Below are 25,983 nucleotides of genomic sequence, written 5' to 3'. Positions count from 1 at the left end.
TGTGAACCGATCTGCATTCCGAGCCGAGCCATCGTAGTAGCCGTCAGGCTCGGGCGGCACCCGGAGAGGCCGACACCGGTCCAGCAGGTGGACTTCCCGGCCCGACGACGGGCAGGCTCACGCGGACGGTCGTGCCGCCACCGGGCGTCTGCTCGATCTCGACGTCGCCGTCGTGGGCCTCGACGATGGCCGCCACGATCGCCATGCCGAGACCCGCGCCACCGCCCGTCCCCAGCCCAGCGGCGTTCCGGCTGCGGCTCGCGTCGACCCGGTAGAAGCGTTCGAAGACGCGCGCGGCGTGCTCGGGGTCGATCCCCGGGCCGTGGTCGCGCACCTCGAGGATCGCCGAGCCGTCACGGCTCCCGAGCGCGATCTCGACCGGGCTGCCCGCGGGCGTGTGGGCGACGACGTTGCCGACGAGGTTCGACAGCACCTGCCGGAGCATCCGCTCGTCTCCGACGGCCGTGCACGAGCGCAGCCCGTCGGTCCCCTCGATCGGTTGGATCTTCAGCGGGCGGTCAGGGTCGAGCGCGTGCAGGTCGCTGATCGAGTCGGCTGCCAGGACCGCGAGGTCGATCTGGTCGGACCGCAGCGGCCGCCGCTCGTCGAGGCGCGCGAGAGCGAGCAGGTCCTCGACGAGGCCGCCCATGCGGGTCGCCGACTGCTCGATCCGGCGCATCGTGTCGTCGACCTGGTCATGCTCGGTGAGCGCGCCCATGCGGTAGAGCTCGCCGTACCCGCGGATCGCGGCCAGCGGCGTGCGCAGCTCGTGCGAGGCGTCCGCGACGAACCGGCGCATCCGGCCCTCCGAGGCGGTGCGCGCGTCGAACGCCTGCTCGATCTGCGTGAGCATGCCGTTGAGCGCCTCGCCGAGCCGGCCGACCTCGGTCGACGGGGGCGCCGCGGGCACGCGGCGGGTCATGTCACCCGCAGCGATCGCGGCGGCCGTGTCCTCGATCTCCCGCAGGGGCCGCAGCGAACGGCGCACGGCCCACCCGCCGCCGAGCGCGCCGATGACGATGATGACGGCGCCGCTCGACACGAGGAGCAGGACGATCCGTTCGACCGTCTGCTGGATGCCCCCGAGTGGGAGCCCGACCGTGACCGTGCCGGTGTAGACGCCCCCGAGACCCAGCAGCGGGTAGGCCACGACGCGCCACGACGAGTCCGAGCGCGTGCTCGGCACCGTGAAGGGCTCGCCACCGAGCGCGTCGACCTCCGTGGGCGTCAGGGTGGGCAGCCTCGGTTCACCGGACTCCTGGTAGGTCACGCTGCGGCCGCAGTCCTGGACGGTCTCGGTGGCGTCCTGGCCAGTGCCTGCTGCGATGCGGAAGATCACCGTGTAGTCGCTGGGCAGGAGCGAGGTGCCGCCCTGGTTGCAGCCGTTGCGCTGCAGCGCGTCGAGCTGGCGGTTCGCGAGGCTGAGCGCCTCGGTCTCGAGCTGCTTGTCGACGCGCCCGACGAGGTAGCGCTGCAGCAGCGTCGCCGTCGTCACGCCCGCGACCACCAGACCGACCGTCAGCAGGACGGTGATGATGCCCACGAGCCGGACCCGCAGCGGCACGCGGGCCCAGCGCGCGCGGAGGCGACCCACCAGCGGTGCGAGCCGCGAGTCCGCGATCCGCGGCACGTGGAGCCGCCGCGTGCGCCGGACGGGCGCGTCGGGACCGCTCACGAACCGCTCGGGAGTCGCAGCAGGTAGCCGACGCCTCGCTTCGTCTGGATGAGCGGGACGACGCGCGCCCCGTCCGGACCGTCGACCTGGTCGATCTTGCGACGCAGGTAGGAGATGTAGGACTCGACGATGTTCGCGTCGCCGCCCCAGTCGTACTGCCAGACGTGATCGAGGATCTGGGTCTTGGAGAGCACGCGCCCGGGGTTGAGGAGCAGGTAGCGCAGCAGCTTGAACTCGGTGGGAGACAGCTCGACGACCTGGCCGGCCCGACGCACCTCGTGGGAGTCCTCGTCCAGCTCGAGGTCCGCGTAGGACAGCACGCTGCCCGGGTCGATCTCGGCGGGGTTCGTGCGGCGCAGGACCGCGCGGATGCGGGCCACCACCTCCTCGAGGCTGAACGGCTTCGTCACGTAGTCGTCGCCGCCGACCGTCAGACCCTGGACCTTGTCCGCGGTGTCGTCGCGCGCCGTCAGGAACAGGACGGGGACGTGCTGGCCCTTCTCGCGCAGGCGCCGCGTGACGGTGAACCCGTCCATGTCGGGGAGCATGACGTCGAGCACGAGCAGATCCGGCTCGACCTGCCGGGCGAGACGCAGCGCACTGGCGCCGTCGGCGGCGGCGAACACCTCGAAACCCGCGAAACGCAGGGACGTCGCGAGGAGCTCGCGGATGTTGGGCTCGTCGTCGACGACAAGGAGCCGGGCCTCGGGCACGCCGGACGGTCCATTCATGCACCCATTCTGCCCGTCATCCCTGAGAGCTGCCTGGGTGCGCGCTGCATGATCGCCCGGCGTCGGCCCGACGCGGTGGCTCAGAGGCTCGGCGCGGTGCCCTTCTTCAGCGCCGCGAGGCGTGCCTCGACCTCGAGGTTGGCACCCGAGCGGTCGAGCTCCTCGAACTGCGCGTCGATCGAGGACGCCGCGAGCTCCTGCTCGCCCGCGACGCGAGCCTCCTCGCGACGCACCTTGTCCTCGAACCGGGAGATCTCACTCGTCGGGTCGAGCACGTTGATCGAGCCGAGCGCGTCGTGCAGCTGGGACTGGGCCTGGGCGCTCTTCTGGCGGGCGACGAGCGAGTCGCGCTTGGTCTTCAGCTCCTCGAGCTTGACCTTGGACGACGACAGCCCGGCCTTGAGCTTCTCGACGACGTCGGACTGCGAGGCGATGAGCGGCTCGGCGGTCGTGGCCTCGTCCTCCGCCGCGATCTGCTTGCCGAGGGCGACCTTGGCGAGGTTGTCGAACTTGTCGGCGCCCGTGATGTCGCCCGACGCGCGCAGCTCGTCGGCCTTCGACGAGGCTGCTGCGGCCTTCTGGCCCCAGCTGCTGGCCGCCGCCACGTCGTCCGCGTGGTCCTGCTGCGCGAGCCGGAGGTTGCCGATGGTCTGCGCGACCGCGTCCTCGGCCTCTGCGATGTTGTTCGTGTAGTCGCGGATGAGCTGGTCGATGAGCTTGGCGGGGTCCTCTGCGCGGTCGAGCAGGGAGTTGATGTTCGCCTTGGCGAGCTGGGTGATGCGACCCAGGATCGTCTGCTTCTCGGTCATCGTGCGTCCTCTCGTCGGGCGTACCGCCTGCTCGGTCGTCGAGCGGGCAGCTCGTGCTCCAGGGATGTCTTTCCAGGTCCGGCCTGTGCGCGGGCCTGATCGTGCGACGGTGCGTGATACGACTGCCGGACTGCCGGTCCTCTCAGAAGCGGCCGCCTCCGCCCCGGCCGCCGCGCGACCCGCCGCCGAAACCGCCGCCGCCACCCCTGCCGCTGCGGCCGCCACCGAACCCGCCGCCGAAGCCCCCGCCGCCGAACCCGCCGAAGCCCCCGCCGCCGCGCAGCAGCTGGTCGATGAGGATGCCGCCGAGGATCAAGCCGGTCGACGATCCGCCACCACGAGTCGGTCCACCGAACCCGCCGGGGCCCGAGCTGCGCTGCTGGTCCTCCCACTGCTGCACGTCCGCCTGCGCGAGCTGCCCCGCCTGCTCCGCGAGGCCGCCGGCCTGCTGGACCAGTGCGAGCGCCGCCACCGGGTCGGTCGGGAGCGTCACCTGTGCCTGCTGCGCGAGACGCGCGGCCTCGGACAGCCGGGTTCGCGCCTCCGGCCCCACAGCGCCGCGGCGCGTCTCGATGTAGTCGGAGATGCCCCGGATCTGGGAGGTCACGCGGCCCAGCAGGTCGGTGGCCTGTGCCAGTGCGCGGGCGCTCTGCTCGGCGTGCTCGCGGAACGGGGCAAGGGCCGCGTCGAGCCTGGCCTCGGCGTCGTGCAGCGAGGTCAGGGCTGCGAGCGGGTCGCCGCCGATCCGGGCCTGCTGGGCAGACGCGACCGCCTGCCGACCCGCCTCGGTGGCGGTGGACACGGCAGGGTCGGCGGGAGCGAGGCGCGCGGCGTCGGCGAAGTCGGAGCTGATCGACGCGATCGCCGCCTCGAGGTCCGCGCCGGCGCGCGCGAGCTGCTCACCCGCACGGTCGATCGCGTCGAGGAGCGTCGCGGCCTGCGCGATGCCGGCCTCCGCGGCGCGGGCGGCGGCCACGGCAGCGGCCTTGTCGCCGCCGTCGAGGGCTGTGCGGCCGTGCGCGATCTGCTCGCGAGCCCCGGCGAGCAGCGACTCGGCGTGGTCCGGGTTGGCGCTCACCGATGCGAGGGCCGCCGCGGGGTACGTCGCGGCAAGCCCGGCGAGCGTCGTCCGGGCGGCCGCCACGCGTGCGGCGACCTCACCGGCGCGTCGCTCGTCGCCCGCGAGGACCTCGGGCGCACGGGCCTGCAGGTCGCGGAGCTTCTCGAACTCGTCGGAGTGGGCGTCGAGGGACGCCGCGACTGCGGCGCACGTGTCGACGATCGCGAGCATCATCCGACGCGCCTCGGGCTCGGTCTCGGGCGTGCTGTCGTCGAGCTCCTGGCGCAGCCGGAACGCCCCGGACACCTGCGTCTTGGCGTCCGCGAGCGCCGCGCCGAACTGCGTCGTGGCCTCGAGGCCGAACTGGGCCTGCGCGAAGCCGAGCTCCTGCTCGGACGACGTGATCGCGTCGTCGATCGCGACGAGGGCCGAGCTGGCTCGAGTGTTCAGCTCCGCCGTCGGCAGCGCGTCGAGGCCGTCCGGACGACCCCGTCGCGGAGAACCTGGAGCGGCCACGACGCCCGGGCCACCGGCACGCCGACGGGTCAGGGCCCAGATGACCAGGCCGCCGAAGACGACGACGAGGAAGACGACGAGCACCACGAGCAGGCCGGAGGTCGACGACCCGCTCGACGTCGAGGTCCCGCCGCCGGTCGTCGACCCACCCGTGTCCGACCCCGTCCCGCTCGCCGCCGCGCGCAGGCCGTCCGCCGCCGCGATGACGGCGCCCGACCAGTCCTCCGCGCTGAGGCGCGGCTCGATGAGGTCGGTCCGCAGGTGCCGGATCTGGGCGTCGGTGAGCTGGGACTTGTCCGCCACCGACAGCCCGTAGCTCCGCTCGGTGACGGCGACGGCCAGCAGCACGTCCTCGGTGCCGAGACCGGACGCGATCGCCGTGTCGTCGGCCCAGGCCGAGCCGGACGCCCCCGAGAAGTCGTCGACGAACACGACGTACAGGTCGTAGACCGTGTCGTTCGTCAGGGCGTCGAGGTGGGTCGTGACGTCCGCGGTGGTCGAGCCGAGCGCGCCCACCTGGTCGGTGATCCGCTCGTTGACGTGGAAAGGGGCGACCGCCGGGACCTGTGCGACGGCGGGGGCGGCGAGTGCGCCGACCACGCCCAGGACGCCCATCGCGGCGACCGCGCCGAGCAGATGCGCCGCCCTGCGGGAACGGGTGCGGCACAGGGCGAGCAGTCGTCGGGTCACACTCCGATCCTTGACCCCCACGGCCCGAGGTGCAACGGGCCTGGTGCCCACCGGGCGCGAAGTACGGGCCCACGACCTGCAGGTTTCGGGGTCCCGGGTACCCCGGAGTACCGTCTCCGCGTGACCTTTGAGACTGCCCCCGTGCCCAGCACCCCGGGCCCGCGCGTCGTGACTGTCGTCCAGCAGGACGCCCACGTCCCGCTGGACATGTTCGAGGAGTGGCTCGACGGGGTCGAGCTCCGCACCATCCACTCCTACGCGGGCGAGATGGTCCCGGTCGACCCGGCCGAGGTCGGGGACGGTCTGATCGTGCTCGGCGGGGAGATGAGCGCGGTGGACGACGTCGTCGCGCCCTGGCTGCCCGCGACCCGCGCGCTGCTGGCCGCGGCCTCCGCGTCGGGTGTGCCGACCCTCGCGATCTGTCTCGGGGCGCAGATGTTGGCGCTCGCTCGTGGCGGGCGGCTGCAGGTCGCGGCGCCCCCGGGCATCGAGGCCGGCGTCATCGACGTGCAGTGGCGTCCCGAGGCCGTGGGGGACGCGCTGCTCGGCGGGCTCCTCGACCTGGCGGTCGCCGAGGAGCGGCGCAGCACCCCGATGCCGAGCATGCACTCCGACGCGGTCGTCGACCTGCCGCGTGGTGCGACCTGGCTCGCGTCGTCGGCGATGTACCCGTACCAGGCGTTCCGGATCGGTTCGGCCTGGGGCGTGCAGTTCCACCCCGAGGCTGGCACCGAGCTGCTCTCGGCGTGGGCGAACGAGGACGACGACGTCGACGCGGCCGAGGTCCGCGACGCGTACGCGAGCCGGGCCGACCAGCTGACGGACGCGGGGCGCAGGATCGCGGAGGCGTTCGTGAGCCTGGTCAACGAGAGCGCGGTCACCGACGCAGCGCTCGTCTGAGCCGGCCTGCCGTCCCGGGCCGCCCGGATGCGTCAGTCGGTGACGAGGTCCTCGGCGTCGACGATCGTGTACGCGTAGCCCTGCTCCGCGAGGAACCGCTGGCGGTGCGCCGCGAAGTCCTGGTCGACCGTGTCCCGGGCGACCACCGCGTAGAAGTGCGCCGTGCGGCCGTCACCCTTGGGCCGCAGGAGCCGTCCGAGGCGCTGCGCCTCCTCCTGGCGTGACCCGAACGATCCCGACACCTGGATCGCGACCGAGGCCTCCGGCAGGTCGATCGAGAAGTTCGCGACCTTGCTCACGACGAGCTTGGTGATCTCGCCGGTCCGGAACGCGTCGTACAGGCGCTGGCGCTCGGGAACTGTCGTCGACCCCGTGATGAGGTCGGCACCCAGGTGGTCGGCGAGCTCCTCGAGCTGGTCGATGTACTGCCCGATGACCAGGGTCGGCTCGCCCTCGTGCTTGGCGACGAGCCGCTCGACGACGTGGTTCTTCCCGGGCGCCGTCGCGGCGAGCCGGTAGCGGTCCTCGGGCTCGGCGGTCGCATAGATCATGCGGTCCCGCTCGGGCATCGTGAGACGGACCTCGACGCAGTCGGCCGGCGCGATGTACCCCTGGGCCTCGATGTCCTTCCAGGGGGCGTCGAACCGCTTGGGGCCGATGAGGCTGAACACCTCGTCCTCGCGACCGTCCTCGCGGACGAGGGTCGCGGTCAGGCCGAGCCGGCGCCGGGCCTGCAGGTCGGCGGTCATGCGGAAGATCGGCGCGGGCAGCAGGTGGACCTCGTCGTAGATGACCAGGCCCCAGTCGCGGGCGTCGAGCAGCTCGAGGTGTGTGTAGACGCCCTTCCGCTTGGTCGTCATGACCTGGTAGGTCGCGATCGTGACCGGGCGGACCTCCTTGCGGGCGCCCGAGTACTCACCGATCTCGTCGTCGGTCAGCGACGTGCGCTTGAGCAGCTCGTCGCGCCACTGCCGCGCGCTGACGGTGTTGGTCACGAGGATGAGGGTCGTGGTCTGCGACCGGGCCATCGCGCCCGCGCCCACGAGCGTCTTCCCGGCACCGCAGGGCAGCACGATGACGCCCGAGCCGCCGTGCCAGAAGCCCTCGATCGCCTGGTTCTGGTACGGACGCAGGTCCCAGGGGCGCGGCGCGCCGTCCTTGCCCGGGTTCGAGGCGCCCGCAGTGTCGAGCGACATCGCGTGGGCCTCGCCGTCGACGTAGCCCGCGAGGTCCTCAGCGGGCCAGCCGAGCTTGAGCAGCACCTGCTTGAGGTGGCCGCGCTCGCTCGGGTGCACGATCACGTCGGTGTCGTCGAGGCGCGCGCCGAGCAGCCCTGCGCTCCGCTTGGAACGCATGACCTCCATGAGGACGGCCTTGTCGAGCGCGTGCAGGACGAGCCCGTGCACGGGGTCCTGGACGAGCTGCAGCCGCCCGTACCGCGACATGGTCTCCGCGATGTCGATGAGCAGCGCGTGCGGCACCGGGTAGCGCGAGTACTCGAGCAGCACGCTGACGACGAGCTCGGCGTCGTGACCGGCGGCGCGCGCGTTCCACAGCCCGAGCGGGGTCAGCCGGTAGGTGTGGACGTGCTCGGGGGCCCGTTCGAGCTCGGCGAACGGCGCGATCGCGCGTCGGCAGGCCTCCGCCTGGTCGTGGTCGACCTCGAGCAGGAGCGTCTTGTCGCTCTGCACGATCAGCGGGCCGTCAGTCATGCGTCTCCTCGGTGGGGTCCAGCGGGTCCTGCTCGACCCGGGCGACGGACGCGATGCGGTGCACCGCGACGGTCAGCTCGGAGTCGCGCGCGGGGTCGAGCGCTCGCAGTCGTCCGGCCTCGAGCCGGATCGGACGTACGCGCCGTCGCTGCGGGACGCCATGGGCGTCCACGAGCTCGAGCCACACGTCCGTGCGGTCCTCGACGGCCTCGCGTAGCAGTCCCAACGCCGCGACGGGGTCGGCTGTTCCGCCGGTCGTCGGCGGCGTCGTGCGGCGCGCCGCTCCGCGCTGGCCGACGCCGCTCCTGGAACCCGCACCGACGGTCCGTGCGCGGCCGTCGTCGGGTGCAGACCGGTCACGATCCGCGCCCCCGGCGCTCGGGCCGGTGGCGCCGCCGTCGGCCGCGCCGGCTCGGGCGGCCGTCGCGGCGGCGTCGGCCTCGTCGGCCCGGGACCGCGCGGCGACGCGGTGCGCCTCGCGGTCGGCCAGCTGGGCCGCCAGGTCCGCCTGCTGCGCGAGCTCAGCCCGGCGCAGCTGGGGGACCAGGGCGGCGCTCCGTGCCGCGCGGGCGGCGGCGCTCTGGGACGCGTCGTCGGGCGGCGTGACGAGGCCGCGCCGCGGCCGGCGGGCGACGCGGCGGATGACCCGCTCGGCGTGCACGATCTGCCCGTCCGGGCCCTCGGCGACGGGGGCGAGCCCGCGCTCCCGCAGGGCAGCGAGCAGCTCGCGGGTCGAGACCTGGGCGGCCAGGACGGTCGGTGCCAGGCGCACGAGGCCGAGGGAGGCGAGCCGGGGGTCCTCGACGAGGCCCGCGAGCAGCGCCGGGTCCTCGGCGCGCACGTAGCTCGACGCGGCGCCGGCCCGCAGCCGACCGTGCCTGCGGGCGGCGTCGCGCACGAGGTAGTCGAGCGGCTGAGGGACCGCACCGCGGGAGTGCGCGGCCAGGTCGGCGAGCAGCTCGTCCGCGGTCGTCCCGGCATCGAGCGCCGCGCGCACGCTCTCGGGCGTGAACCGGACGGTCAGGGCGCCGCCGCGCGACTCGACCCGGGCGGCGCGCTCGATGAGCGCCTCGAGCTCGGGGGAGGGGCGGCCCGGCACGACCCCGGTGAGGTCGCCCTGCAGCAGGATCTCGTCGACCGCGTCCGCGAGTCCCGCGCGCAGAGCTGCGGCTACGTCGTCCACCTCCGGCTGCGCCTCCGCTCCGGCAGCCGACGACGTCGTCGAGCGTCCTCGCCGACCGGCACGAGCGGTCGCGGTACCGGCGATCTCGTCGAGGGGGCGCAGGTCGGGGAGCAGCGCGCGACCCGCGGGGGACAGCGCGCCCGCGGCCACGACGCCGAGGAGACCGGCCTCGTGGAGCGTCGCAGCGACTGCCGCGGCCGGCGGCAGGGCGCGAGGTGACCGCCAGGCGAGCTGCTCGCTGACCTGCGCGGCCGTGAGTGCTGCTCCCGGCTCGGCGTCCGCGAGCACGCCGAGGACCGACGCGCGCAGCCGTGGTGCCCACGGCCGGGTCAGCTCGGGGTCGAGCGCGGCCCGCACCGTCCCGCGGTCGTCCCGGGTGCCGACCATCCACGCGGTCCGGGTGGTCGTGAGCCACGTCCGGGCGAGCAGAGCCCACCGGACGGACAGCTCGGCCGTCAGCCAGTCGTCCACCGCGAGCGTCGGCGCGAACGAGGGGATCTCCTCGCGGTCGTCGGCCACGAGACCGGCGGCACCCGCGAGCTCGACGACGAACGCCGTGTCGGACTCCTCGGTCTCGAGCTGCGCGGCGAGCTTGCGCAGCTCACGCACGCCGAGCCCGCCGGTGCGCAGGACCGGCGCCGGCTCGATCTCCCACGTGCGCACGAGCGAGGCGACGAGCCGGACGACCCGCTGCGCGGCCATGGTCGACTCGCCGGCGACGAGCTCGAGCGGGTGACGCACGTCGGACGGGGTCGCGGGGGGTCGGTGCAGGTCGGCATGGGTCCGGCCCGAACGCAGCGCGAGGGCGACGTCGCGCGGCAGCAGCACGTGGCGGGCGTCGCCGGGGCTGAGCAGTCCGTGCGTGAGCAGCCACTGCACGGCGTCCCGCGCGGGGGTCCGCACCGCGGGCAGCAGGCCGACCGGGGGGCCCCACATCAGCGCGTCGAGGACCTGACGGGCGCCGGGGGGTGCGTCGGCGAGGGCGTCGTCCAGAACACGTGGTGCCGCCACGCCCGGGGACGCCCCGGGGCTTCGGGCCGTCGTCGACGGTCCGCCCGAGACGGCGCCCGCGGGCGGGAGCCCCGCGGGGTACGGACCGAGCAGCTCGGCGAGGCCGGGCGCGGCGAGCAGTCCGCGGCCCGCGCTCGAGCCGGTGGCCGGCGTGTCGTCCAGCCGTACGAGCAGCAGGCTGACCGCGCGGGTGAGCGCGGCGTCGACGAGCTCGCGGTCGGCGTCGGACCGGGCACCGACTGCCTGCGCGACGCGGTCGGGCGTCACCGGGGCCGCGTCGTCGTGCAGCGCGACCACCGCCTCGACGACCTGGAGCACGACCGCGTCGACGCTGCCGAGCGCGCGCTCGAGGCTCGCCCGGCTGGTGGCCCTCGCCGCGAGCGAGGACAGCGTCGAGGGAGAGGGGGAGGCCAGGTCAGGGCGGCGCAGCAGCAGCGCGACGAGCTCGTCGTCGCTGCGACTACGCAGGTCCTCGCTGAAAGTGGCCATCCGCACAACGATACGTGGGACGAGCGGCTCGTCGGGACCGTGCAGCACGGGGCTCGGGGCCCGTCCCGCGCGGACGTCGACCGCACGACCGCGCTCGCGACCACGCGGAGCACCCGCGCCGGGTAGCCTTGACTGGTACGACGTGCACCGTCACATCCATCGACACATCTGGGGTTGCAGTGCCCACCGGCAAGGTCAAGTGGTTCGACACCGAGCGCGGCTTCGGATTCATCGCCAGCGACGAGGGTGACGAGGTGTTCCTGCATGCGTCCGCGCTGCCGGCCGGAGCCGCCCCGCCGAAGCCCGGCGCGAAGGTCGAGTTCGGCGTGGCCGACGGCCGCCGTGGACCGCAGGCCCTGGCCGTGAAGATCCTCGACCCCGTCCCGTCGGTCGCGAAGGCCGCGCGCAAGCCGGCCGACGACATGGTGATCATCGTCGAGGACCTCATCAAGGTGCTCGACAAGGTCGGCAACGACCTGCGTCGCGGCCGCTACCCGGAGAAGGCCCAGGGCGAGAAGTACGCGTCGCTCCTCCGCGCCGTCGCCGAGAGCTTCGAGGCGTGAGCGTGGCCACCGCCACGAAGGACGCCGTCCTCGGTGCGGCCGTCGACCTCGCACGCGAGTTCGCGGTCGAGCTGGCCGAGCACCCTTCCGACGTCGGGGAGTACCTCGGCGCGGTCGTCGAGGGCGAACGGCTCGTCTCGCACCGGTTCGCGTGCGCCGCGACCGGCTATCACGGCTGGCAGTGGACCGTCACGGTCGCCCGGATGCCGCGCGGTCGCGTCGCTACGGTCTGCGAGGCCGTGCTGCTCCCCGGCGACGGTGCGATCCTCGCGCCCGAGTGGCTGCCGTGGTCCGAGCGGCTGCGCCCCGGCGACATCGGTCCGGGCGACGTCGTGCCGTTCCGCGCCGACGACCCGCGTCTCGAGCCGGGCTGGACTCCGACCGGGGACGACGAGCTGGACTCGGTCGCGATCGAGGAGCTCGCGCTCGCCCGCGCCCGCATCCTGTCGCGCGACGGCCGCGACGCCGCCGCCACGCGCTGGTACACCGGCTCGCAGGGCCCGACGTCGGCCGGTGCGCTCGCGGCCGCGGATGCCTGCATGAGCTGCGGCTTCCTCGTCCCGCTCCAGGGCGCGCTCGGGACCGTCTTCGGCGTCTGCGCGAACGAGTGGTCGCCCGACGACGGTCGCGTCGTGAGCCTCGACCACGGCTGCGGGGCCCACTCCGAGACCGACGCCGAGCCGCACGCGAGCGACTGGCCCGAACCGAGCGCGGCGATCGACGACCTCGACATCGAGCTCGTGTCGCTCGGGGGGCCCGCGAAGGCTGTCCCGACCGAGGAGGCAGCGGCGGACGACGCCGCAGCCGTCGAGGCACCTGTCGACGAGGTACCAGTCGACGTGACGCCGGTGGACGAGACGCCTGCCGACGAGGCCCCAGTCAACGAGGTGCCTGCGGACGAGGCTCCTGCTGACGTGGCGCCGGTTGACGAGGCTCCTGCTGACGGGGTGCCGGTGGGCGAGGCTCCTGTTGACGAGGTCCCTGCTGACGTCGTCGCGGTCGACGACGAGTCGGCCGGGACGAGCCAGTAGCCATGACCCGCGACGCCTTCGGGACGGCGGCTCTACGAGCGGCCGTCCTGGGGGCGTGGCGTGCCTCGCCGGCCCGGCTGCGCGAGGACGCCAACACCGAGGAGGACCACGCCCGCGGGTATTACCGCGACCGCGTGCTCGTCGAGCTGGCCCAGAACGCCGCGGACGCCGCGACGAGGGCCGGGGTGCCCGGACGGCTGCTGCTGAGGCTCGCGTCGACGCCGGACGGCGAGGTGCTCATCGCCGCGAACACCGGCGAGCCCCTCGACGACGCCGGGGTCGCGTCGCTCGCATCGATGCGCGCGTCGGCCAAGCGCGACGGTGGTCCCGCGAGCAGGGCGTCGCACGGTCACGCGGGCCTGGGGGTCGTCGGCCGGTTCGGGGTCGGGTTCGCCGCCGTGCGGGCCGTGGCCGACGAGGTCTCGGTGCTCTCGACGTCGGGTGGGGTGCGGTTCTCCCTCGCCGACACCCAGGAGATGCTCGCCCGGGCGTCCGAGGAGAGTCCCGCCCTGGCCGACGAGGTGCGCCGTCGCGACGGTTCGCTGCCCGCGCTGCGCCTTCCGCTGCCCGCCGAGGGCGCCCCGCCGACGGGCTACGACACGGCCGTCGTCCTCGAGCTACGTGACGAGGTCGCCGCCGACGAGGTGCGGGCGCTGCTCGCGCAGGTCGGCGACCCGATGCTGCTCGCGCTGCCGGGCCTCGTGGAGATCGTGGTCGAGGACGACACGGGCGAGCTCCCCGTGCGCCGCGTCGCGGACGTCGCCGACCGCTGGCGCGTCGCCTCCGCGCACGGCGAGCTCGACCTCGCGCTGCTCGCGGACCGGCCCGTCGAGGAGCGCGGTGCGCGTGCCTGGCGCGTGACGTGGGCCGTCCCGCGCACCGCCTCCGGCTCCGGCGCGCGGGACCTGAGCCCCGACGACTACTGGTCGACCGCGTCCGCCGACCCCGCGCTCGGAGCGCACGCGTCCTGGCACCACGTCGTGCACGCGCCGACCCCGACCGACGAGCCGTGCAGCGTCCCCGCCCTCCTCGTCGCGACCCTGCCGCTCGACCCGACGCGGCGGCACGTGGCCGCCGGACCGCTCACCGACGCCGTCCTCGACCATGCGGCCCGCGTCTACGCACGGCTCGCCGTGTCGGTGGCGGTCGATGGCGGCGACCCGCTCGACCTCGTGCCGACCGGGCTGCCGGCCGGTGCGCTCGACGGCTCGCTGCGGGAGCTGATCGTCGAACGCCTCGCGCGCACACCGCTCCTGGCCCCCGCCGCGCCGGCGGCCGAGCGGGAACCCGGCCAGGCGGACGCGGTGAGCCCGGTCTTCCGGGCCGGGACCGGTGCGTTCGACGCCATGAACCCCTTGCCGGACGACGAGTCGGACGGCGCGGGTCGGATCGACGTGTCCGGTGCCGCGGACATCGGCCAGGTCGACCCCGACTCGCTCGTCGAGCCGCGGCGGGCGGTCGCCGTCGTCGGCGCGATCGGTCGCGATCCGGTCGCGGTCGGTGCGCTCGCTCTGCGCGCGTCGGGCCTCGTGCGGCTCGCCCCCGGGACCGAGGCGGCAGCGCGCACGCTCGGCGTCGAGCTGCGCGAGCTCGCCGACCTCGTCGAAGAGCTCCCGGCGATGCACTCCGGACCGCCCGAGGAGTGGCGCGACCTGTATGCCGCGCTCGAGCCTGCGGCGACCGACGCGGCGGTCCGTGAGGCGCTGGGCTCGTTGCCGGTGCCCCTCGCGGACGGCCGGATGGTGCGGGGACCGCGCGGTCTGGTGCAGCTGCCCGCCGAGGACGTCGTGGTCGACACCGACGCCGCCGCGGGGTCCGAGATCGACCTCGAGACCTCGGTGACGGGCGGCTGGACCGGCACCGGCATCCTGGACGTGCTGGCGCGCTGGGGGCTGCGCGTCGTGCACCCCGCGGCCCAGCACCCGCTGCTCACCCAGCTCGGTGCCGAGGAGGTCGATGCGGCCGGGCTCCTGCGGCACGCGGCCGTGCGCCAGGCGGTGCTCGACCAGGCCGACGACGACGACCTCGAGGTCGCGCGCGACGTGACCGAGGCGGTGCTCACGCTGGTCCGGCACGCGCTGGGGGAGCGCACGCGCGCGGGGGACCGCTCGCCGCGGGACGTCGTCGACCCCGACACCGCGGGCTGGCTCGGACTGCTGACGCTCACCGCTGCCGACGGCGAGCCGACCCCGGCGCACGGGCTCGTGCTGACCGGCTCGGTCGCGTCGCGGCTGCTCGACCCGCGCGTGCTCGCGCCCGTCGAGCTCGCGACGATCGAGCGGTGGGGCGCCGACGTGCTCGTCGCTGCGGGCGTCCGGGACGACCTCGTGGCCGTCCGCGTCACCGACGTGGTCGCGGACCCCGCCCAGCTCGACGACGAGGGCAACGGGGCGAGTGCGCTCGCGGCGCAGTCGCTCGACGGCTGGCCGGAGTACGTCGCCGCGCTGTCCCACGCGCTCGGCCGCGGCGCCTACGTGCCCGAGGTCGTGGCCGTCGCGGACCTCGACGCGGTCGACGCGGAGGCTTGGGCTGAGGTCCTCGACCGGCTCGCGACCCAGCCGGCGCTCCGACGCGCCCTCCTCGACCCGGTCCGCGCAGAGGGGCAGGGTGGCCGGGAGGCGCCGTCGTACACGGCCTGGTGGCTGCGGGCCCGCGCCGGGATCGGCCTCGACCACCCCTTCGCGACCGCCGAGGCCGACGACGCGGTGCGCCGCCTGCTGCCCCCGGCCCCCGAGTCGGTGCGTCCCCTCGACGCGCAGGTCCAGCGCGCGCTCGGTGGCGTCGCGACCCTGACCTCGCTCGACGCGGCCGCGTGGGCGCGGGTGCTCGCCGGGCTCGGGCCTGCCGGGTCTCCCGTCGACCTCGCGCTCGCCACGGCGCTGTGGCGTGCATGGGCCACGCTCGCAGCGGACGCCGACCGGGACGGCGGGGGGCCGGGGGGCGACGTCGAGCTCGTGCCCGCGCTCGTCGACGAGCGTCGGGTCGTCGTCGTGCACGCGGACGACGCCGCGGTCGCGGATGCCCCGATGTGGCTCCAACGGACTGACGTGGCGGCGCTGGTCCCCGCGCCGCCGGCGATCGCCGCTGCGCTCGCTGCGCTCCTCGACGTACCGCTGGCCTCCGAGCTCGCGGAGGGCGCGGTGGATGACAACGTCGACGGTCCGCGCGAGGCCGACCTCGTCCCGACGCCCGAGGGGGTGCTCGCGCTGCTGCCCGACGCGCCGCTGACGTGGGTCGAGCACGAGACCCTGCACGTCGACGGGACGCCGGTCGACTGGTGGGTCGAGGGGGTGGGCGCCGATGCCGTCGTGCACGCCACGCAGCTGGCCGGGCTGGCCCGCGGGCTGGCGCAGGCCGCAGGGCGCTGGGTGGACCGGCACGCGGTCGAGGTCGTCCTGACCGAGCCGCTCCGCGCCCAGGACCTGGCCGTGGAGATGGCGCTCGACCCGGCGGCCGGGCTGCCTGCCTGAGACGGCAGAGGTCCTGAACCGCCCCGGCGGTCAGCCGGGTGTCAGCGCCAGCCTCGGCGGTGCACCATGCCGAGCCCGATGAGCCCGAGAACCACGCCGGCCGCGCACGTCCAGACGGCGGTGCCGGGGACCTTCCCGCCGAAGAACCAGAGTCCCCAGACCAGCACGCCGACGACGGCCCACACCACGATGCCGAAGCGCACCAGGGGACGCAGGCTGACGCGAAGCGGCTCGGGGGACGGCTTGTTCCGTTCCGGGTGGAGCACGACGTCGATCAGTGAGGGCACGCCGACAGGCTACGTGCTCGACGCCTCCGCGCAGGTCAGGACGGCAGGTGAGAACGGCTCAGTACCGCGAGCTGACCGAGAGCGACGTGGCCGTGGCAAGGGCCTCGGGGACCGCGCTGAGGTACACGTGGGCGACGTCGTACGGCTCGTACCCGGTCGAGCGGACCGCGTCGAGGTCGTTCTCCTCGTGCGCGAGCACCGCCCCGAGAACCGGACCGTAGGGGCCGTCCAGGTGCAGCAGGGCGTTCGCGACGTCGGTGGAGACCCCGGTGCGGGCCACGAGCTCGGCCGGGGCGACGCCCAGCTGGGATGCGACCGACGAGAGCAGACCGACCGTGTAGCCGGCGTCCTCGCCGCTGATGCCCTTGCATGCGAGCGCCCGCGTCAGGATCGCCCACAGGGCCCCGACGGACGTCGGGCGTGCGTCGATGAGCGAGGCCATCGCGAGCGCGGCGATCTGCTGCGGCCCGACGAAGACGACTGCCTGGTGGACCGAGTCGATCTCGCGGCGCAGCGCGTAGCTGCTCGAGTTGACCAGGTGCAGGACGCGCATCGCGAGCTCCGGGTCCGAGCTGACGACCCGGACCACGGCGGCCTGGTCGACGTGCGCCTGGCTGAGGAGCTGCATGAGCTCGAGGCACTGCAGCTCGCCCGCACTGAACTCGCGACCGGTGGGCGCCGTCTCGCGCTGGAACATCGGCCCCTGGAGCAGGTCCACGCCGAGCTGGCGACCGAGGTGGATCCGGTCGCGCGTGTCGGCGCGCTCGGCGATGACCGTGCCGCCGGCGTCGTGCGCGCGGTCGACGAGGGTCGCGAGGTCGTCCGCCGGCCGGGAGACGTCGACCTTCACGAGGTCGGCGAGCGGGAGGAGCGCGTCCTGCGGGCCGGTGCCCCGGTAGTTGGCGAGCGCGATCCGCAGGCCGCGGTCGCGCGCGGCGGACACGAGCCCGGTGGCGTCGTCGCGCTGCGCGAGAGCGGGCGGGATCTCGAGCACGATGCCGTGCGGGGAGTCCGGGGCCACGAGGTCGCCGGACAGCAGGCGGCTCGTGGCGCGCAGCAGGATCGGTCGGTCACCCGCGAGCAGAGCGACGTCGAGGCGTGCGTACTCGATGTCGACGAGGTGCTCGACCTCGGGCTCGGGGAACATGCCGCCGACGCCGTCGAGGACGTTCACGCGGATCGCGTAGCCATACACGCTGCGGTCGGGGTGCACGACCGGCTGCCGCAGGATCGCGATCTCGCTCGCGCGAGCTGAGGCGTTTCGGTCGTTCAGCGCGCTCATCAGCCAGCACTCCCTGGGGACGGTCATCGATGTCCCCGGGCCTATCGGCTGCCCCGACCCGCCGTTGAGCGATTGGCGGCGTGCGACTCGCCCGGGTCAGCCGAGCGGTGCGCGCAGCGGCAGGTCGCCGTCGAGGACCGTCTGCACGGCCTGACCCGTGGCGGGGTCGAGCACGAGGGGGGCGAGCAGGTTGGCGGTCGGCGCGCTGCCGTCCTCGCCGGGGCGGACGACCACGAGGGTCGCGACCGATCCGTCGCCCACGCCGATGCTGTCGCGCACGTCGGGCCGGACGGTCGGTGTGTAGTCCGGGAAGAACGCGGCGGGCGTGACGACGAAGAGTCGGATCGACTGCTCGTCCTCCGGGAGGCTGCGCAGCGCGTAGAGCACGCCGATGTCGTCGAGCGAGGTGAGCGAGAAGTCCGCGTGGCCCGGCAGGCCCGGGAGCGGGTCGACGAGGTGGAGCGCCCGGGGGAGGGCGGGCGTGGGGAACGGCTCGGTCACGGCGGTTGCGGCGTTCACTTGAGGAAGTCCAGCAGACTCGGCTGAAGAACCTTCGCCGCCGCGCCGAGAGCGCCCTGGTACGCCGTCTGCTGCGACTGCAGCTGGAGGATCGTCTCGGCGAGGTCGATGTCCTCGATGCCGGAGAGCTGGGACTTCGTGGTCAGCTGGGTCGACTTGAGCTCGGTCTGCGCGGTGAGGACCTGGCTGTGGCGGGCTCCGACGCTCGCGAGCTGCGTGAGCATCTTCTCCATGCGGGCGTCGATGGTGCCGAGAGACGAGGTCGCGTCGCCACCCGCGCGGAGCGTCGTCGAGATCGTGTCGAGGAGGGCGAACACCGAGGTGTCGCCGGCGACGTCGTTGCCGAACGCAGCCGCGCCGTCTGCGTCGACCCGGACGGTCGTGGTGGCGTTGAGCCGGCGGTCGACGGTGCCGGTAGCGGCCCCGGTCCAGGTGTAGGTCCCCGTCACCGGGTCCTTGGCGAACGCGGCGCCCGCGTCGGACGTCCCGGCGAACACGTTGCGGCCGAGATAGGTCGTGTTGGCGTGCGCCAGGAGCGAGTCGCGCACCCCGTCGATCTCGGTGGCGAGGGCCTCGCGCGACGTGGCGCCCAGTCCGCCGTCGCCGCTCTGGACCGTGAGGTCACGGGCCTGTCGCAGGGCGGCGAGCGACGACTGCAGCGCATCGTCGACAGTCGTGAGCCACGAGCCACCGTCGTCGGCGTTGCGCACGTACTGCGTCTGAGCGCGCAGCTCGCCGCGGAGGCGCAGCAGGTCGGACGCAGCGGCCGGGTCGTCGGACGGGACCGTGATCTTCTTTCCGCTCGAGAGCTTCGACTGCATGTTCGCGGTCGCGGCCAGGTTGAGCTGAAGGTTGGCCAGGGTCGAGCGCTGGATCGTCTGCTGGGTCACTCTGCTGATCACGGTGGTTACCTGCCCACGAGTCCGGTGCGGTTGATGAGCGTGTCGAGCATCGCGTCGATAGCCGTCAGCACGCGGGCCGAACCCTCGTACGCACGCTGGTAGGCGAGCATGTTGGTGCTCTCCTCGTCCATGTCGACGCTCGCCTGAGAGAGCTGCTGCGCCGCGGCGCTCGAGCGGGCGGCCTCGGCGACGGTCGAGCGCGAGGTCGCGCTGGCAGTGCGGACCCCGAGCTGCACGACGACGGAGCTCCACGTGGCGTCCGGTCCGTCGCTCGCGGAGCCGAGTGCGGCGATCTTGTCCGCGACCGAACCGTCGAGCGCGCCCTGACCCGGCTGGGCGACAGCGATCTGGGCCGGGTCGGTGATGGCAACCGAGAGGCCGAGCGCAGCAGGCTTCGTCGGGTCGAGCGCGAAGAAGTCGATGCCCGTGGCGCCGCCGATTGTCGTCGCCGAGGCGTGCAGGGTGTTGACGCTCGTGGCGATCGTCGTGGCCAGCGCGTCGTACGACGCGGCGGCCTCCGTGAGCATCCCGCCGGCCCCGCCCGACGGCGGTGCGAGCACGGACAGCAGGCCGGCGACCCGTCCGCCGTCGAGACCGACCGCGACGCCGGGCCGGCTCGCCCACTCGACCCCGACGGGCTGGCCGGCGGTCGCACCCGAGAACACGGTCGGGCCGGTCACGGCGAGCGCATTCGTGGTTGCTCCGCTCACCAGCGCGTTTCCTGCGACGAGGACGTCGACGGTGCCGTTGTCGCGCACGCGGGCGGTCGCCCCGACGAGGCCGGAGAGCTGGGTGACGAGCTGGTCGCGCTGGTCCATGAGCTCGTTGGCGCTGCCGCCCGTGTTGGTGATCGCGAGGATGCGCGTGTTGAGGTCGGCGACGTTCGCGGCGGTCGTGTTGACCTGGTCGACGAGCGCGACGGTCGTCGTGCGGGCCTGGGTCCACTGCGTGTCGGCCGCCGTGTAGAGCGTGGCGATGCGGTCCACGACCGCGTTGGCGGTCTCGAGCAGCACCGCGCGGGCCGAGTCCTTGTTGGGCGTGTTCGCGACGTCCGAGAACGCGCCCCAGAGGTTGCTGAGCTGCGTCGAGAGGCCGGTCGTGGAGGGTTCGCCGACGCTCTGCTCAAGCGTCGTGTACGCCGAGGCGCGGGCCGAGAGGTAGGCGGACCCCGCGGTCTCGCTGCGGACGCGGGCGTCGATGAACACGTCGCCGAGCCGCTCGATGCCGGTCACGCGCGTGCCCTGGCCGGGCCCGTCGTTCGTGGAGAACATCGACGAGACGCTCGCGGCGGGCAGCGAGGAGATGGAGGCGCGCTGCCGCGTGTACCCGACGGTGTTCGCGTTGGCGATGTTCTGGCCGGACACCTCGAGCGCCTGGCGCTGCGCGATGAGCGAGCTCAGCGCGGTGCCGAGGCCGGAGAAGGTGCTCATGGAGTGTCCCTCTCAGAAGGAGCGGTCGAGCAGCTGGGCGCTGCTGGCGGTCGCGGTCGTCAGGCCCTGACCGTCGTAGGTGCGGACGTTGTCCTGGAGGGAGAGGAGCGTCTCCTGGGTGGCGCGGTGCGACATCGCCAGCAGCTCCCGGTTGCCGTCGGCGAGCTGGCGGATCTCGGTGGTCAGAGTGATGAAGGCGTCGCGGTGCGCACGGAGCAGCTCGTTCCAGGGCTCGGGAGCCCGCTGGGAGAGCTCGAGCAGGCTGGCTCCGGGCTCGACGCCGAACATCGCGGCGACGGCCTCGGCCTCGGCGGAGCGGCCGAGCTCGGCGCCTCGGATCTGCTCGAGGACAGCCTCGACCTCGCGGGTCGCGTGGCCGAGCCAGCGCGTCTTCCCGGTGGTCAGGAGCAGCTGCTCCTCCTCGAGCTTGAACAGCCACAGCTCGAGCAGGTTGCGCTCCTGCCACAGCACGTCGGCCAGGCGGCTCAATGGCATCGCCGGGTCCTCCCCTTCAGGTCGTGCGGCACAGGTGCACCGGCACGATCCCCCTATCGGCAGGCTTCCACTGCATGTGACGAGTCTTGGCCGGGTGAATCGGACGAGGACTGGACAACTGTCCAGGTCTAGCACGTCCCGGTTCGGGGGAGATGGCGCGCGCGTGAGTGTTTCGCACCCCTTGTTGCGGAACCTACCCCGACGTCCGACCAGGTCAGAAGGCCAATCGCGCCCCCCCAGGGAAATCGAGTGTGATCTACATCACACTCTGGCTGGGTGCTTGCTGCCGAACCGTGCCGGCATGGGCGATTCACAGGTCCGCATCGTCCGATTCCGCAGGTCGAAGCGGTTCGCGGGCCGAAATGACGCTGCTCAAGCGGGCGCCATGGCGGGACGACAGTACGGACGTGACAACTACCGGACACGCCACTGACGAGCTCGTGGCACAGCACCTGCCGCTCGTCGGCTATCACGTGAGCGAGCTGCTCATGCGTGTCCCGAGGACGGTCAACCGCGACGACCTGGCCTCGGCCGGCAGTCTCGCGCTGGTCCTGGCGGCGCGTGCCTACGACCCGACGACGGGCGTCCCGTTCGCCCGGTACGCCGCCCTGCGCATCCGTGGAGCCCTGCTCGACGAGCTGCGCTCGATGGACTGGGCGACCCGCGGTGCACGGCACCGTGCCCGCGAGCTCACCACCACGACCGAGACCCTTGCCGCGAGCCTCGGCCGGACCCCGACCCGCGACGAGCTCGCCACCGCGCTCGGTACCGACGTCGCCGGCGTCGACCAGGCGCGCGACGACGCCGCCCGCCGCGTGCTCAGCCTCGACGCCACGGTGCACCCGCTCGCCGAGCTGGTCGCGGACCGCGGCCCGAGTCCCGAAGAGTCGCTGCTCGCGAACGAGCGTCTGCAGTACCTGCGCGCCGGTGTCAGCACCCTGCCCGACCGTCTGCGGCACGTCATCGAGGAGCTGTTCCTCAAGGACCGCCCCGTCGCCGAGCTCGCCGCCGAGCTGGGCGTGACCCAGTCGCGCGTCAGCCAGCTGCGCACCGAGGCGCTCACGCTCCTGCGCGACGGCCTCAACGCGAGCCTCGACCCCGACCTCGTCCCCGAGGCCGACCGGCCGGACGGTGTCGCCGAGCGCCGACGCCAGACCTACTTCGCCGCCGTGGCCGCTCGCGCCGCGATGGGCACCTCGAGCATCGACTACGCCGCGGCCGCCCCGGGAGTCATCCCGACGCAGCGTTCCGCGTCCGCTGCTGGCGAGGGCTCCGACGCCGGTCATGGCGCCCTGTTCGCGACTGCCTGACCCCGCAGCAAAGTTTCTCGCCGAAATCCTCAACTCGGTGCGCGCCGGCCGATGAGACGGGTGCCAGCCCACGGACGGGCGGCAGCTTCGACCCGAATCAAGGAGGAGTTCCATCATGGGTCTCTCGATCAACCAGAACATCGCGGCAGTCAACGCGTACCACAACCTCTCCAACACGCAGAACGACCTGGCCAAGTCGCTCGAGAAGCTCTCGTCCGGCTTCCGCATCAACCGCGCTGCGGACGACGCGGCCGGCCTGGCGATCTCGGAGGGCCTGCGCTCGCAGATCGGTGGCCTCAAGGTCGCCGTCCGCAACGCCCAGGACGGTACCTCGGTCGTGCAGACCGCTGAAGGTGCGCTGAACGAGTCGACCTCGATCCTCCAGCGCATGCGTGACCTCTCCGTCCAGGCCTCCAACACCGGCGGCCTCAGCTCGGACGCCAAGGGCAACATCCAGTCCGAGATGGGCCAGCTCAAGCAGGAGCTGACGCGCATCGCCGACACCACGCAGTTCAACGGCACCAAGCTGCTCGACGGCAAGTACAACGGCAAGTTCCAGATCGGCGCGAACGTCGGCGAGACCATCAACGTCAAGGTGGGCACGTCCATGGGCGCGGCCGGCCTCGGGGTCAACGGCGTGGACGTCACGACGTCGGCTGCGGGCGTCTCGATGACTCAGACCACCGCCTCGGCTGTCGGCACCGCCGGTGTCGTCACCGTTGCGGCCGCCACGGACTTCACCAAGTCCGAGGGCTTCGACGGCCTCAACGGCACCGTCGCGCTCGGGAGCAAGTCGCTGGACCTGTCGACGGTGAAGTTCGCCGCCGGGTCGACCGCTGCGCAGCGCACGACCGCGATCCAGGCCGCGGCCGACAACGCGTTCGGTACCGGCGCAGTCACCGTTGCCGGCACGGCCACTGGTCTGACCATCACCCAGGCGACGGCACCTGCCGACGCCGCGGCGCTGGCGACCTCCGCGCTGGTCGGCACGCAGGCCTCGGGCTCCGACCTCGCGATCAACCAGATCGACGCCGCGATCAAGACGGTCTCGACCACGCGTGCCGACCTCGGTGCCGTGCAGAACCGGTTCGACCACACGGTGAAGAACCTCAACGTCGCGGTGGAGAACCTCTCCGCGTCGGAGAGCCGGATCCGCGACACCGACATGGCGTCGGAGATGGTCAACTTCACCCGTTCGCAGATCCTGTCGCAGGCCGGCACGTCGATGCTCGCGCAGGCCAACAAGATCCCGCAGGGTGTGCTCTCGCTCCTGCAGTGATCTGACCCGTGACCGGTAGCCCGGCCACATGAATGACCAGCAGCACCTCGCACCGGCGGTGGGTGGACAACCGTCCGCCCACCGCCGGTCGCACATCCAGACCCCTCGCACGAAGGAACGGCACTCATGGCGACGATGGGCATCGACGGGCTGATCAGCGGCCTCGACACGACGACCCTCATCAACCAGCTCATGACGGCCGAGGCGGGCCCGCAGACGCTGCTGAAGACCAAGCAGACGGCGGCGTCTTCGCTCGTCACCGCGCTGCAGGCTCTCAACTCCAAGGTCGCGTCCCTCGCGGCGTCCGCGACGACCGCCGCCACGGCGAGCTCGTGGAACGCCCTCAAGGCGACCAGCTCGGCAGCGTCGGTCAGTGCCACTGCCTCGACCAGCGCACAGGCCACGTCGCTCAACTTCACGGTCGACGCCGTCGCGAGTCGGCAGGTCTCGCTCAGCGACCAGTTCACCAGCACCACGGCCCTGTTCCCGACGGTCCCACCAGTCATCACGTTCAAGAAGACGGACGGCACGCTGACGACCGTCACGGCCGCGTCGGGCGACCTCGCGGACATCACCAAGGCCATCAATGCGAGCGGGACCGGCGTCACGGCGGTCGCGGTCAAGGTGGGGACCGACTACCGGCTGCAGTTCACGGGCTCCGCGACGGGTGCGAGCAACGGCTTCCAGATGTACCTCGGGAGCTCCGCCGACGTCACTGCGGGGACCGCACCCTCCCTCGCGCTGACCTCGACCTCGACCGCGCAGGACGCGAAGATCACGCTGTGGTCAGGTTCGTCCGCTGCGAAGCAGGTGACGTCGTCGTCGAACACGTTCGCGGACACGCTTGCCGGAGTGAGCATCACGGTCTCGCAGGTCGAGGCCAGCCCTGTGACGCTGACGGTCTCCCAGGACACCTCGGCGCTGACGACGCTCGCGTCGAACCTCGTGTCCGGCCTCGGCCTGGTGCTCTCCGAGATCTCCTCGCAGACCGCGTCCAAGACGACGACCTCAAGCACGGGCGGCACGGTTGTCACCGGGGGGGTGCTCAGCTCCGAGTCGACCGTGCGCGACCTGGCGCAGCAGATCCAGAGCGCGGGCTCGTACCCGGTCGACGGCGTGTCCCCGTCGACCGTCGGGATCTCGATCGGTCGGGACGGGACGTTCACGTTCGACGCCGCCAAGTTCACGGCCGCGCTCGCCGCCGACCCGGCCGCTGTCCAGAAGATGATGACCGCCCTCTCCCAGCGCATCGCCGACGTGGCCAAGGGTGCCTCGGACGCGACGACCGGCAGCCTCTCGACGGACATCTCGAGCCAGCAGGGCACGGTCAAGTCCCTCGGCGACCAGATCAGCTCGTGGGACGTCCGGCTCGCGACCCGCAAGGAGGGCCTGCAGGCGACGTACTCGGCGCTCGAGGTCGCGCTGTCGGGCCTGAAGTCCCAGTCGAGCTGGTTGACGGCCCAGCTCGCGTCGCTCGGGACCGGCACCTCGACGACCGGCGGATGACATCGCGCGGGGGCTCCGGCCCCGGAAACCTGATCACGCCAGAACCTGCTCCGACGACCGAAGGGCACCACCGCCGTGTATGACGTCCGATCCCGGTACCTGGCCGACACGGTCGCGACCGCGGCACCCTCCCGCCTGCTGATCATGCTGTACGACCGGCTGGCGCTCGACGTCGAGCGTGCCGAGGTTGCGCTGCGCGCCGGGAACCGCGGTGCCGCGTCGACCCAGCTGGTGCATGCTCAGGACATCGTCTCGGAGCTGCTCTCGAGCCTCGACGTCGACGCATGGGACGGCGGCCCCGGCCTGCAGTCCATCTACACCTACCTGCTCACCGAGCTCATCGGCGCCAACACGACGGCTGACCCGGAGCGTGCGCTCGCGTGCCGCGCGATCATCGCCCCCTTGCACGACGCCTGGCGCGCCGCCGCCGCCGAGGTCTCCCGTGCTCTCGTCCCGTCGGCGTTCGCGGTTCCCGCGATGTCGGGTGAGCTCGGCGTGGGATGAGCACCGTGACGGCGGTCCCGACGCTGTGGGTCGATGCCTGGCACGAGGCGCTGACCGTGCTCGAGCTCGACGTCGCGCAGGCCGAGGCGCTCCTCGCCGTCGCTCACACGAGCGCGCCCGTCCTGACACCACCCCGCCCCTGGGCGCCCCCGGCGGGTCTCGGCCCGCTCCCCGCATCGCTGCAGACCCGCGCCGAGGCGCTCCTCGACCGCCAGATCAGCGTCGGCCGCCGCATCGCCGAGGCAGCCAACCTCAGCCGCCGCCAGGCCGCCGCCGCCGAGGGCATGCGCAGCCGCCCGCCGGCCGTCCCGGTGTACCTCGACACGGAGGGCTGAACCCCTCGCGGCCCCCGCGACGGGTGACGCGCTGACCGGACAGGTGCGACACCGTGGGACACACGGTGACGTAGTCGCTCCGCCAGGCGAGTGAACGTCAACCTCGGCCGCTCGAAACCCTCAGCCACCTGGCACGTCACCCGATGGGGACGCCGAGCAAGGATCGCTCACGCAGCAGGCCACGGACCGGCCGACCCGAGCACCACTGTCGGTGAGGTGGACGGTCCATGTCCGTGTTCAGCTCTGTGAGCTCCGTGGCGCTGAACAGCGCCCTGGACGGGCTCGCGCTGCGTC

General features: G+C 73.2%; 21 protein-coding genes. 9 read left to right on the top strand and 12 right to left on the bottom strand.

All coding sequences use genetic code 11. The features are described 5' to 3' along the window. Positions 1 to 43: 43 nt before the first annotated feature. The 4 genes from VFW79_RS05400 to VFW79_RS05385 all read right to left on the bottom strand — a co-directional run bounded on the left by VFW79_RS05400 (position 44) and on the right by VFW79_RS05385 (position 5,481). Positions 44 to 1,675, bottom strand: coding sequence for a HAMP domain-containing sensor histidine kinase (locus tag VFW79_RS05400; RefSeq protein WP_329676295.1), 1,632 nt, complete (start codon positions 1,673 to 1,675; stop codon positions 44 to 46). Continuing rightward, positions 1,672 to 2,406, bottom strand: coding sequence for a response regulator transcription factor (locus VFW79_RS05395; RefSeq protein ID WP_329676294.1), 735 nt, complete (start codon positions 2,404 to 2,406; stop codon positions 1,672 to 1,674). Before VFW79_RS05395 ends, VFW79_RS05400 begins: the two co-directional genes overlap by 4 nt. Before the next feature lie 80 nt (positions 2,407 to 2,486). Further along, positions 2,487 to 3,215 carry a PspA/IM30 family protein gene (locus VFW79_RS05390; protein ID WP_329676293.1) on the bottom strand — a complete coding sequence of 243 codons (729 nt, stop codon included), beginning with the start codon at positions 3,213 to 3,215 and terminating at the stop codon, positions 2,487 to 2,489. A 142-nt stretch (positions 3,216 to 3,357) separates the two neighbouring features. Beyond that, positions 3,358 to 5,481: a TPM domain-containing protein gene (locus VFW79_RS05385; protein WP_329676292.1), complete on the bottom strand. Its 2,124-nt coding sequence runs from the start codon at positions 5,479 to 5,481 to the stop codon at positions 3,358 to 3,360. Between the two features lie 120 nt (positions 5,482 to 5,601). Here VFW79_RS05385 and VFW79_RS05380 point away from each other — a divergent pair, with 120 nt between their 5' ends. Further along, the gene (locus VFW79_RS05380; protein WP_329676291.1) at positions 5,602 to 6,381 is read left to right on the top strand and encodes a type 1 glutamine amidotransferase; all 780 of its coding nucleotides are present in this window, start codon (positions 5,602 to 5,604) and stop codon (positions 6,379 to 6,381) included. A gap of 32 nt (positions 6,382 to 6,413) precedes the next feature. On the opposite strand, the gene VFW79_RS05375 is transcribed toward VFW79_RS05380, so the two are convergent. Further along, positions 6,414 to 8,093 (bottom strand): DNA repair helicase XPB, encoded by a 1,680-nt coding sequence (locus VFW79_RS05375; RefSeq protein ID WP_329676290.1) that lies wholly within the window; start codon positions 8,091 to 8,093, stop codon positions 6,414 to 6,416. After that, positions 8,086 to 10,776: a helicase-associated domain-containing protein gene (locus VFW79_RS05370; RefSeq protein WP_329676289.1), complete on the bottom strand. Its 2,691-nt coding sequence runs from the start codon at positions 10,774 to 10,776 to the stop codon at positions 8,086 to 8,088. The genes VFW79_RS05375 and VFW79_RS05370 overlap by 8 nt, the downstream gene beginning before the upstream one ends. A gap of 179 nt (positions 10,777 to 10,955) precedes the next feature. Between VFW79_RS05370 and VFW79_RS05365 the strand changes: the two genes are divergently transcribed. Genes VFW79_RS05365 through VFW79_RS05355 form a run of 3 tightly spaced genes read left to right on the top strand, consistent with a single transcriptional unit; the run spans position 10,956 to position 15,840 of the window. Next, on the top strand, positions 10,956 to 11,339 hold the full coding sequence (locus VFW79_RS05365) for a cold-shock protein (protein ID WP_109131702.1): 384 nt from the start codon (positions 10,956 to 10,958) through the stop codon (positions 11,337 to 11,339). Next, positions 11,336 to 12,370, top strand: coding sequence for a DUF3027 domain-containing protein (locus VFW79_RS05360; RefSeq protein WP_329676288.1), 1,035 nt, complete (start codon positions 11,336 to 11,338; stop codon positions 12,368 to 12,370). The genes VFW79_RS05365 and VFW79_RS05360 overlap by 4 nt, the downstream gene beginning before the upstream one ends. Positions 12,371 to 12,372: 2 nt before the next feature. Continuing rightward, positions 12,373 to 15,840, top strand: a complete 3,468-nt coding sequence (locus VFW79_RS05355) for a sacsin N-terminal ATP-binding-like domain-containing protein (RefSeq protein WP_329676287.1) — start codon at positions 12,373 to 12,375, stop codon at positions 15,838 to 15,840. Positions 15,841 to 15,881: 41 nt separating this feature from the next. Here VFW79_RS05355 and VFW79_RS05350 read toward each other — a convergent pair whose 3' ends face one another. The 6 genes from VFW79_RS05350 to VFW79_RS05325 form a co-directional block, all read right to left on the bottom strand. Beyond that, a complete protein-coding gene (locus VFW79_RS05350; RefSeq protein WP_329676286.1) occupies positions 15,882 to 16,127 on the bottom strand; it encodes a DUF2530 domain-containing protein in 246 nt (81 codons plus the stop codon). 58 nt (positions 16,128 to 16,185) lie between these two features. Beyond that, a complete protein-coding gene (locus VFW79_RS05345) occupies positions 16,186 to 17,409 on the bottom strand; it encodes an EAL and HDOD domain-containing protein (RefSeq protein WP_329676285.1) in 1,224 nt (407 codons plus the stop codon). Between the two features lie 96 nt (positions 17,410 to 17,505). Then, complete coding sequence (locus tag VFW79_RS05340) at positions 17,506 to 17,928, bottom strand: flagellar assembly protein FliW (protein ID WP_329676284.1); 423 nt, start codon at positions 17,926 to 17,928, stop codon at positions 17,506 to 17,508. Next, the gene (flgL, locus tag VFW79_RS05335; protein ID WP_329676283.1) at positions 17,925 to 18,830 is read right to left on the bottom strand and encodes a flagellar hook-associated protein FlgL; all 906 of its coding nucleotides are present in this window, start codon (positions 18,828 to 18,830) and stop codon (positions 17,925 to 17,927) included. Before flgL ends, VFW79_RS05340 begins: the two co-directional genes overlap by 4 nt. Positions 18,831 to 18,835: 5 nt before the next feature. Next, entirely contained in the window at positions 18,836 to 20,260 is a 1,425-nt protein-coding gene (flgK, locus tag VFW79_RS05330; protein WP_329676282.1) for a flagellar hook-associated protein FlgK, read from the bottom strand. Between the two features lie 12 nt (positions 20,261 to 20,272). Continuing rightward, a complete protein-coding gene (locus VFW79_RS05325) occupies positions 20,273 to 20,755 on the bottom strand; it encodes a flagellar protein FlgN (RefSeq protein ID WP_329676281.1) in 483 nt (160 codons plus the stop codon). Between the two features lie 407 nt (positions 20,756 to 21,162). Between VFW79_RS05325 and VFW79_RS05320 the strand changes: the two genes are divergently transcribed. From VFW79_RS05320 to VFW79_RS05300, 5 genes are all read left to right on the top strand, one after another. Continuing rightward, the gene (locus tag VFW79_RS05320; protein WP_329676280.1) at positions 21,163 to 22,065 is read left to right on the top strand and encodes a sigma-70 family RNA polymerase sigma factor; all 903 of its coding nucleotides are present in this window, start codon (positions 21,163 to 21,165) and stop codon (positions 22,063 to 22,065) included. Between the two features lie 115 nt (positions 22,066 to 22,180). Then, on the top strand, positions 22,181 to 23,344 hold the full coding sequence (locus VFW79_RS05315; protein WP_329676279.1) for a flagellin: 1,164 nt from the start codon (positions 22,181 to 22,183) through the stop codon (positions 23,342 to 23,344). A gap of 126 nt (positions 23,345 to 23,470) precedes the next feature. Continuing rightward, on the top strand, positions 23,471 to 24,850 hold the full coding sequence (gene fliD / locus VFW79_RS05310) for a flagellar filament capping protein FliD (protein WP_329676278.1): 1,380 nt from the start codon (positions 23,471 to 23,473) through the stop codon (positions 24,848 to 24,850). A gap of 75 nt (positions 24,851 to 24,925) precedes the next feature. Further along, positions 24,926 to 25,354, top strand: coding sequence for a flagellar export chaperone FliS (locus VFW79_RS05305; RefSeq protein ID WP_329676277.1), 429 nt, complete (start codon positions 24,926 to 24,928; stop codon positions 25,352 to 25,354). Next, positions 25,351 to 25,689 carry a hypothetical protein gene (locus VFW79_RS05300; RefSeq protein ID WP_329676276.1) on the top strand — a complete coding sequence of 113 codons (339 nt, stop codon included), beginning with the start codon at positions 25,351 to 25,353 and terminating at the stop codon, positions 25,687 to 25,689. The genes VFW79_RS05305 and VFW79_RS05300 overlap by 4 nt, the downstream gene beginning before the upstream one ends. The last annotated feature ends 294 nt before the right edge of the window (positions 25,690 to 25,983 follow it).

The sequence above is a fragment of the Cellulomonas sp. genome, assembly GCF_036279715.1.
Taxonomy (GTDB): domain Bacteria; phylum Actinomycetota; class Actinomycetes; order Actinomycetales; family Cellulomonadaceae; genus Cellulomonas_A.
This window is presented reverse-complemented; position numbering and strand designations above follow the sequence as displayed.

What these genes read in the sequence shown, in the direction of transcription:
- VFW79_RS05395 (WP_329676294.1), bottom strand. Translation starts at nt 2,406, where the DNA reads ATGAATGGACCGTCCGGCGTGCCCGAGGCCCGGCTCCTTGTCGTCGAC.
- VFW79_RS05390 (WP_329676293.1), bottom strand. Translation starts at nt 3,215, where the DNA reads ATGACCGAGAAGCAGACGATCCTGGGTCGCATCACCCAGCTCGCCAAG.
- VFW79_RS05375 (WP_329676290.1), bottom strand. Translation starts at nt 8,093, where the DNA reads ATGACTGACGGCCCGCTGATCGTGCAGAGCGACAAGACGCTCCTGCTC.
- VFW79_RS05370 (WP_329676289.1), bottom strand. Translation starts at nt 10,776, where the DNA reads ATGGCCACTTTCAGCGAGGACCTGCGTAGTCGCAGCGACGACGAGCTC.
- VFW79_RS05355 (WP_329676287.1), top strand. Translation starts at nt 12,373, where the DNA reads ATGACCCGCGACGCCTTCGGGACGGCGGCTCTACGAGCGGCCGTCCTG.
- VFW79_RS05345 (WP_329676285.1), bottom strand. Translation starts at nt 17,409, where the DNA reads ATGAGCGCGCTGAACGACCGAAACGCCTCAGCTCGCGCGAGCGAGATC.
- flgK (WP_329676282.1), bottom strand. Translation starts at nt 20,260, where the DNA reads ATGAGCACCTTCTCCGGCCTCGGCACCGCGCTGAGCTCGCTCATCGCG.
- VFW79_RS05325 (WP_329676281.1), bottom strand. Translation starts at nt 20,755, where the DNA reads ATGCCATTGAGCCGCCTGGCCGACGTGCTGTGGCAGGAGCGCAACCTG.
- VFW79_RS05315 (WP_329676279.1), top strand. Translation starts at nt 22,181, where the DNA reads ATGGGTCTCTCGATCAACCAGAACATCGCGGCAGTCAACGCGTACCAC.
- fliD (WP_329676278.1), top strand. Translation starts at nt 23,471, where the DNA reads ATGGCGACGATGGGCATCGACGGGCTGATCAGCGGCCTCGACACGACG.
- VFW79_RS05300 (WP_329676276.1), top strand. Translation starts at nt 25,351, where the DNA reads ATGAGCACCGTGACGGCGGTCCCGACGCTGTGGGTCGATGCCTGGCAC.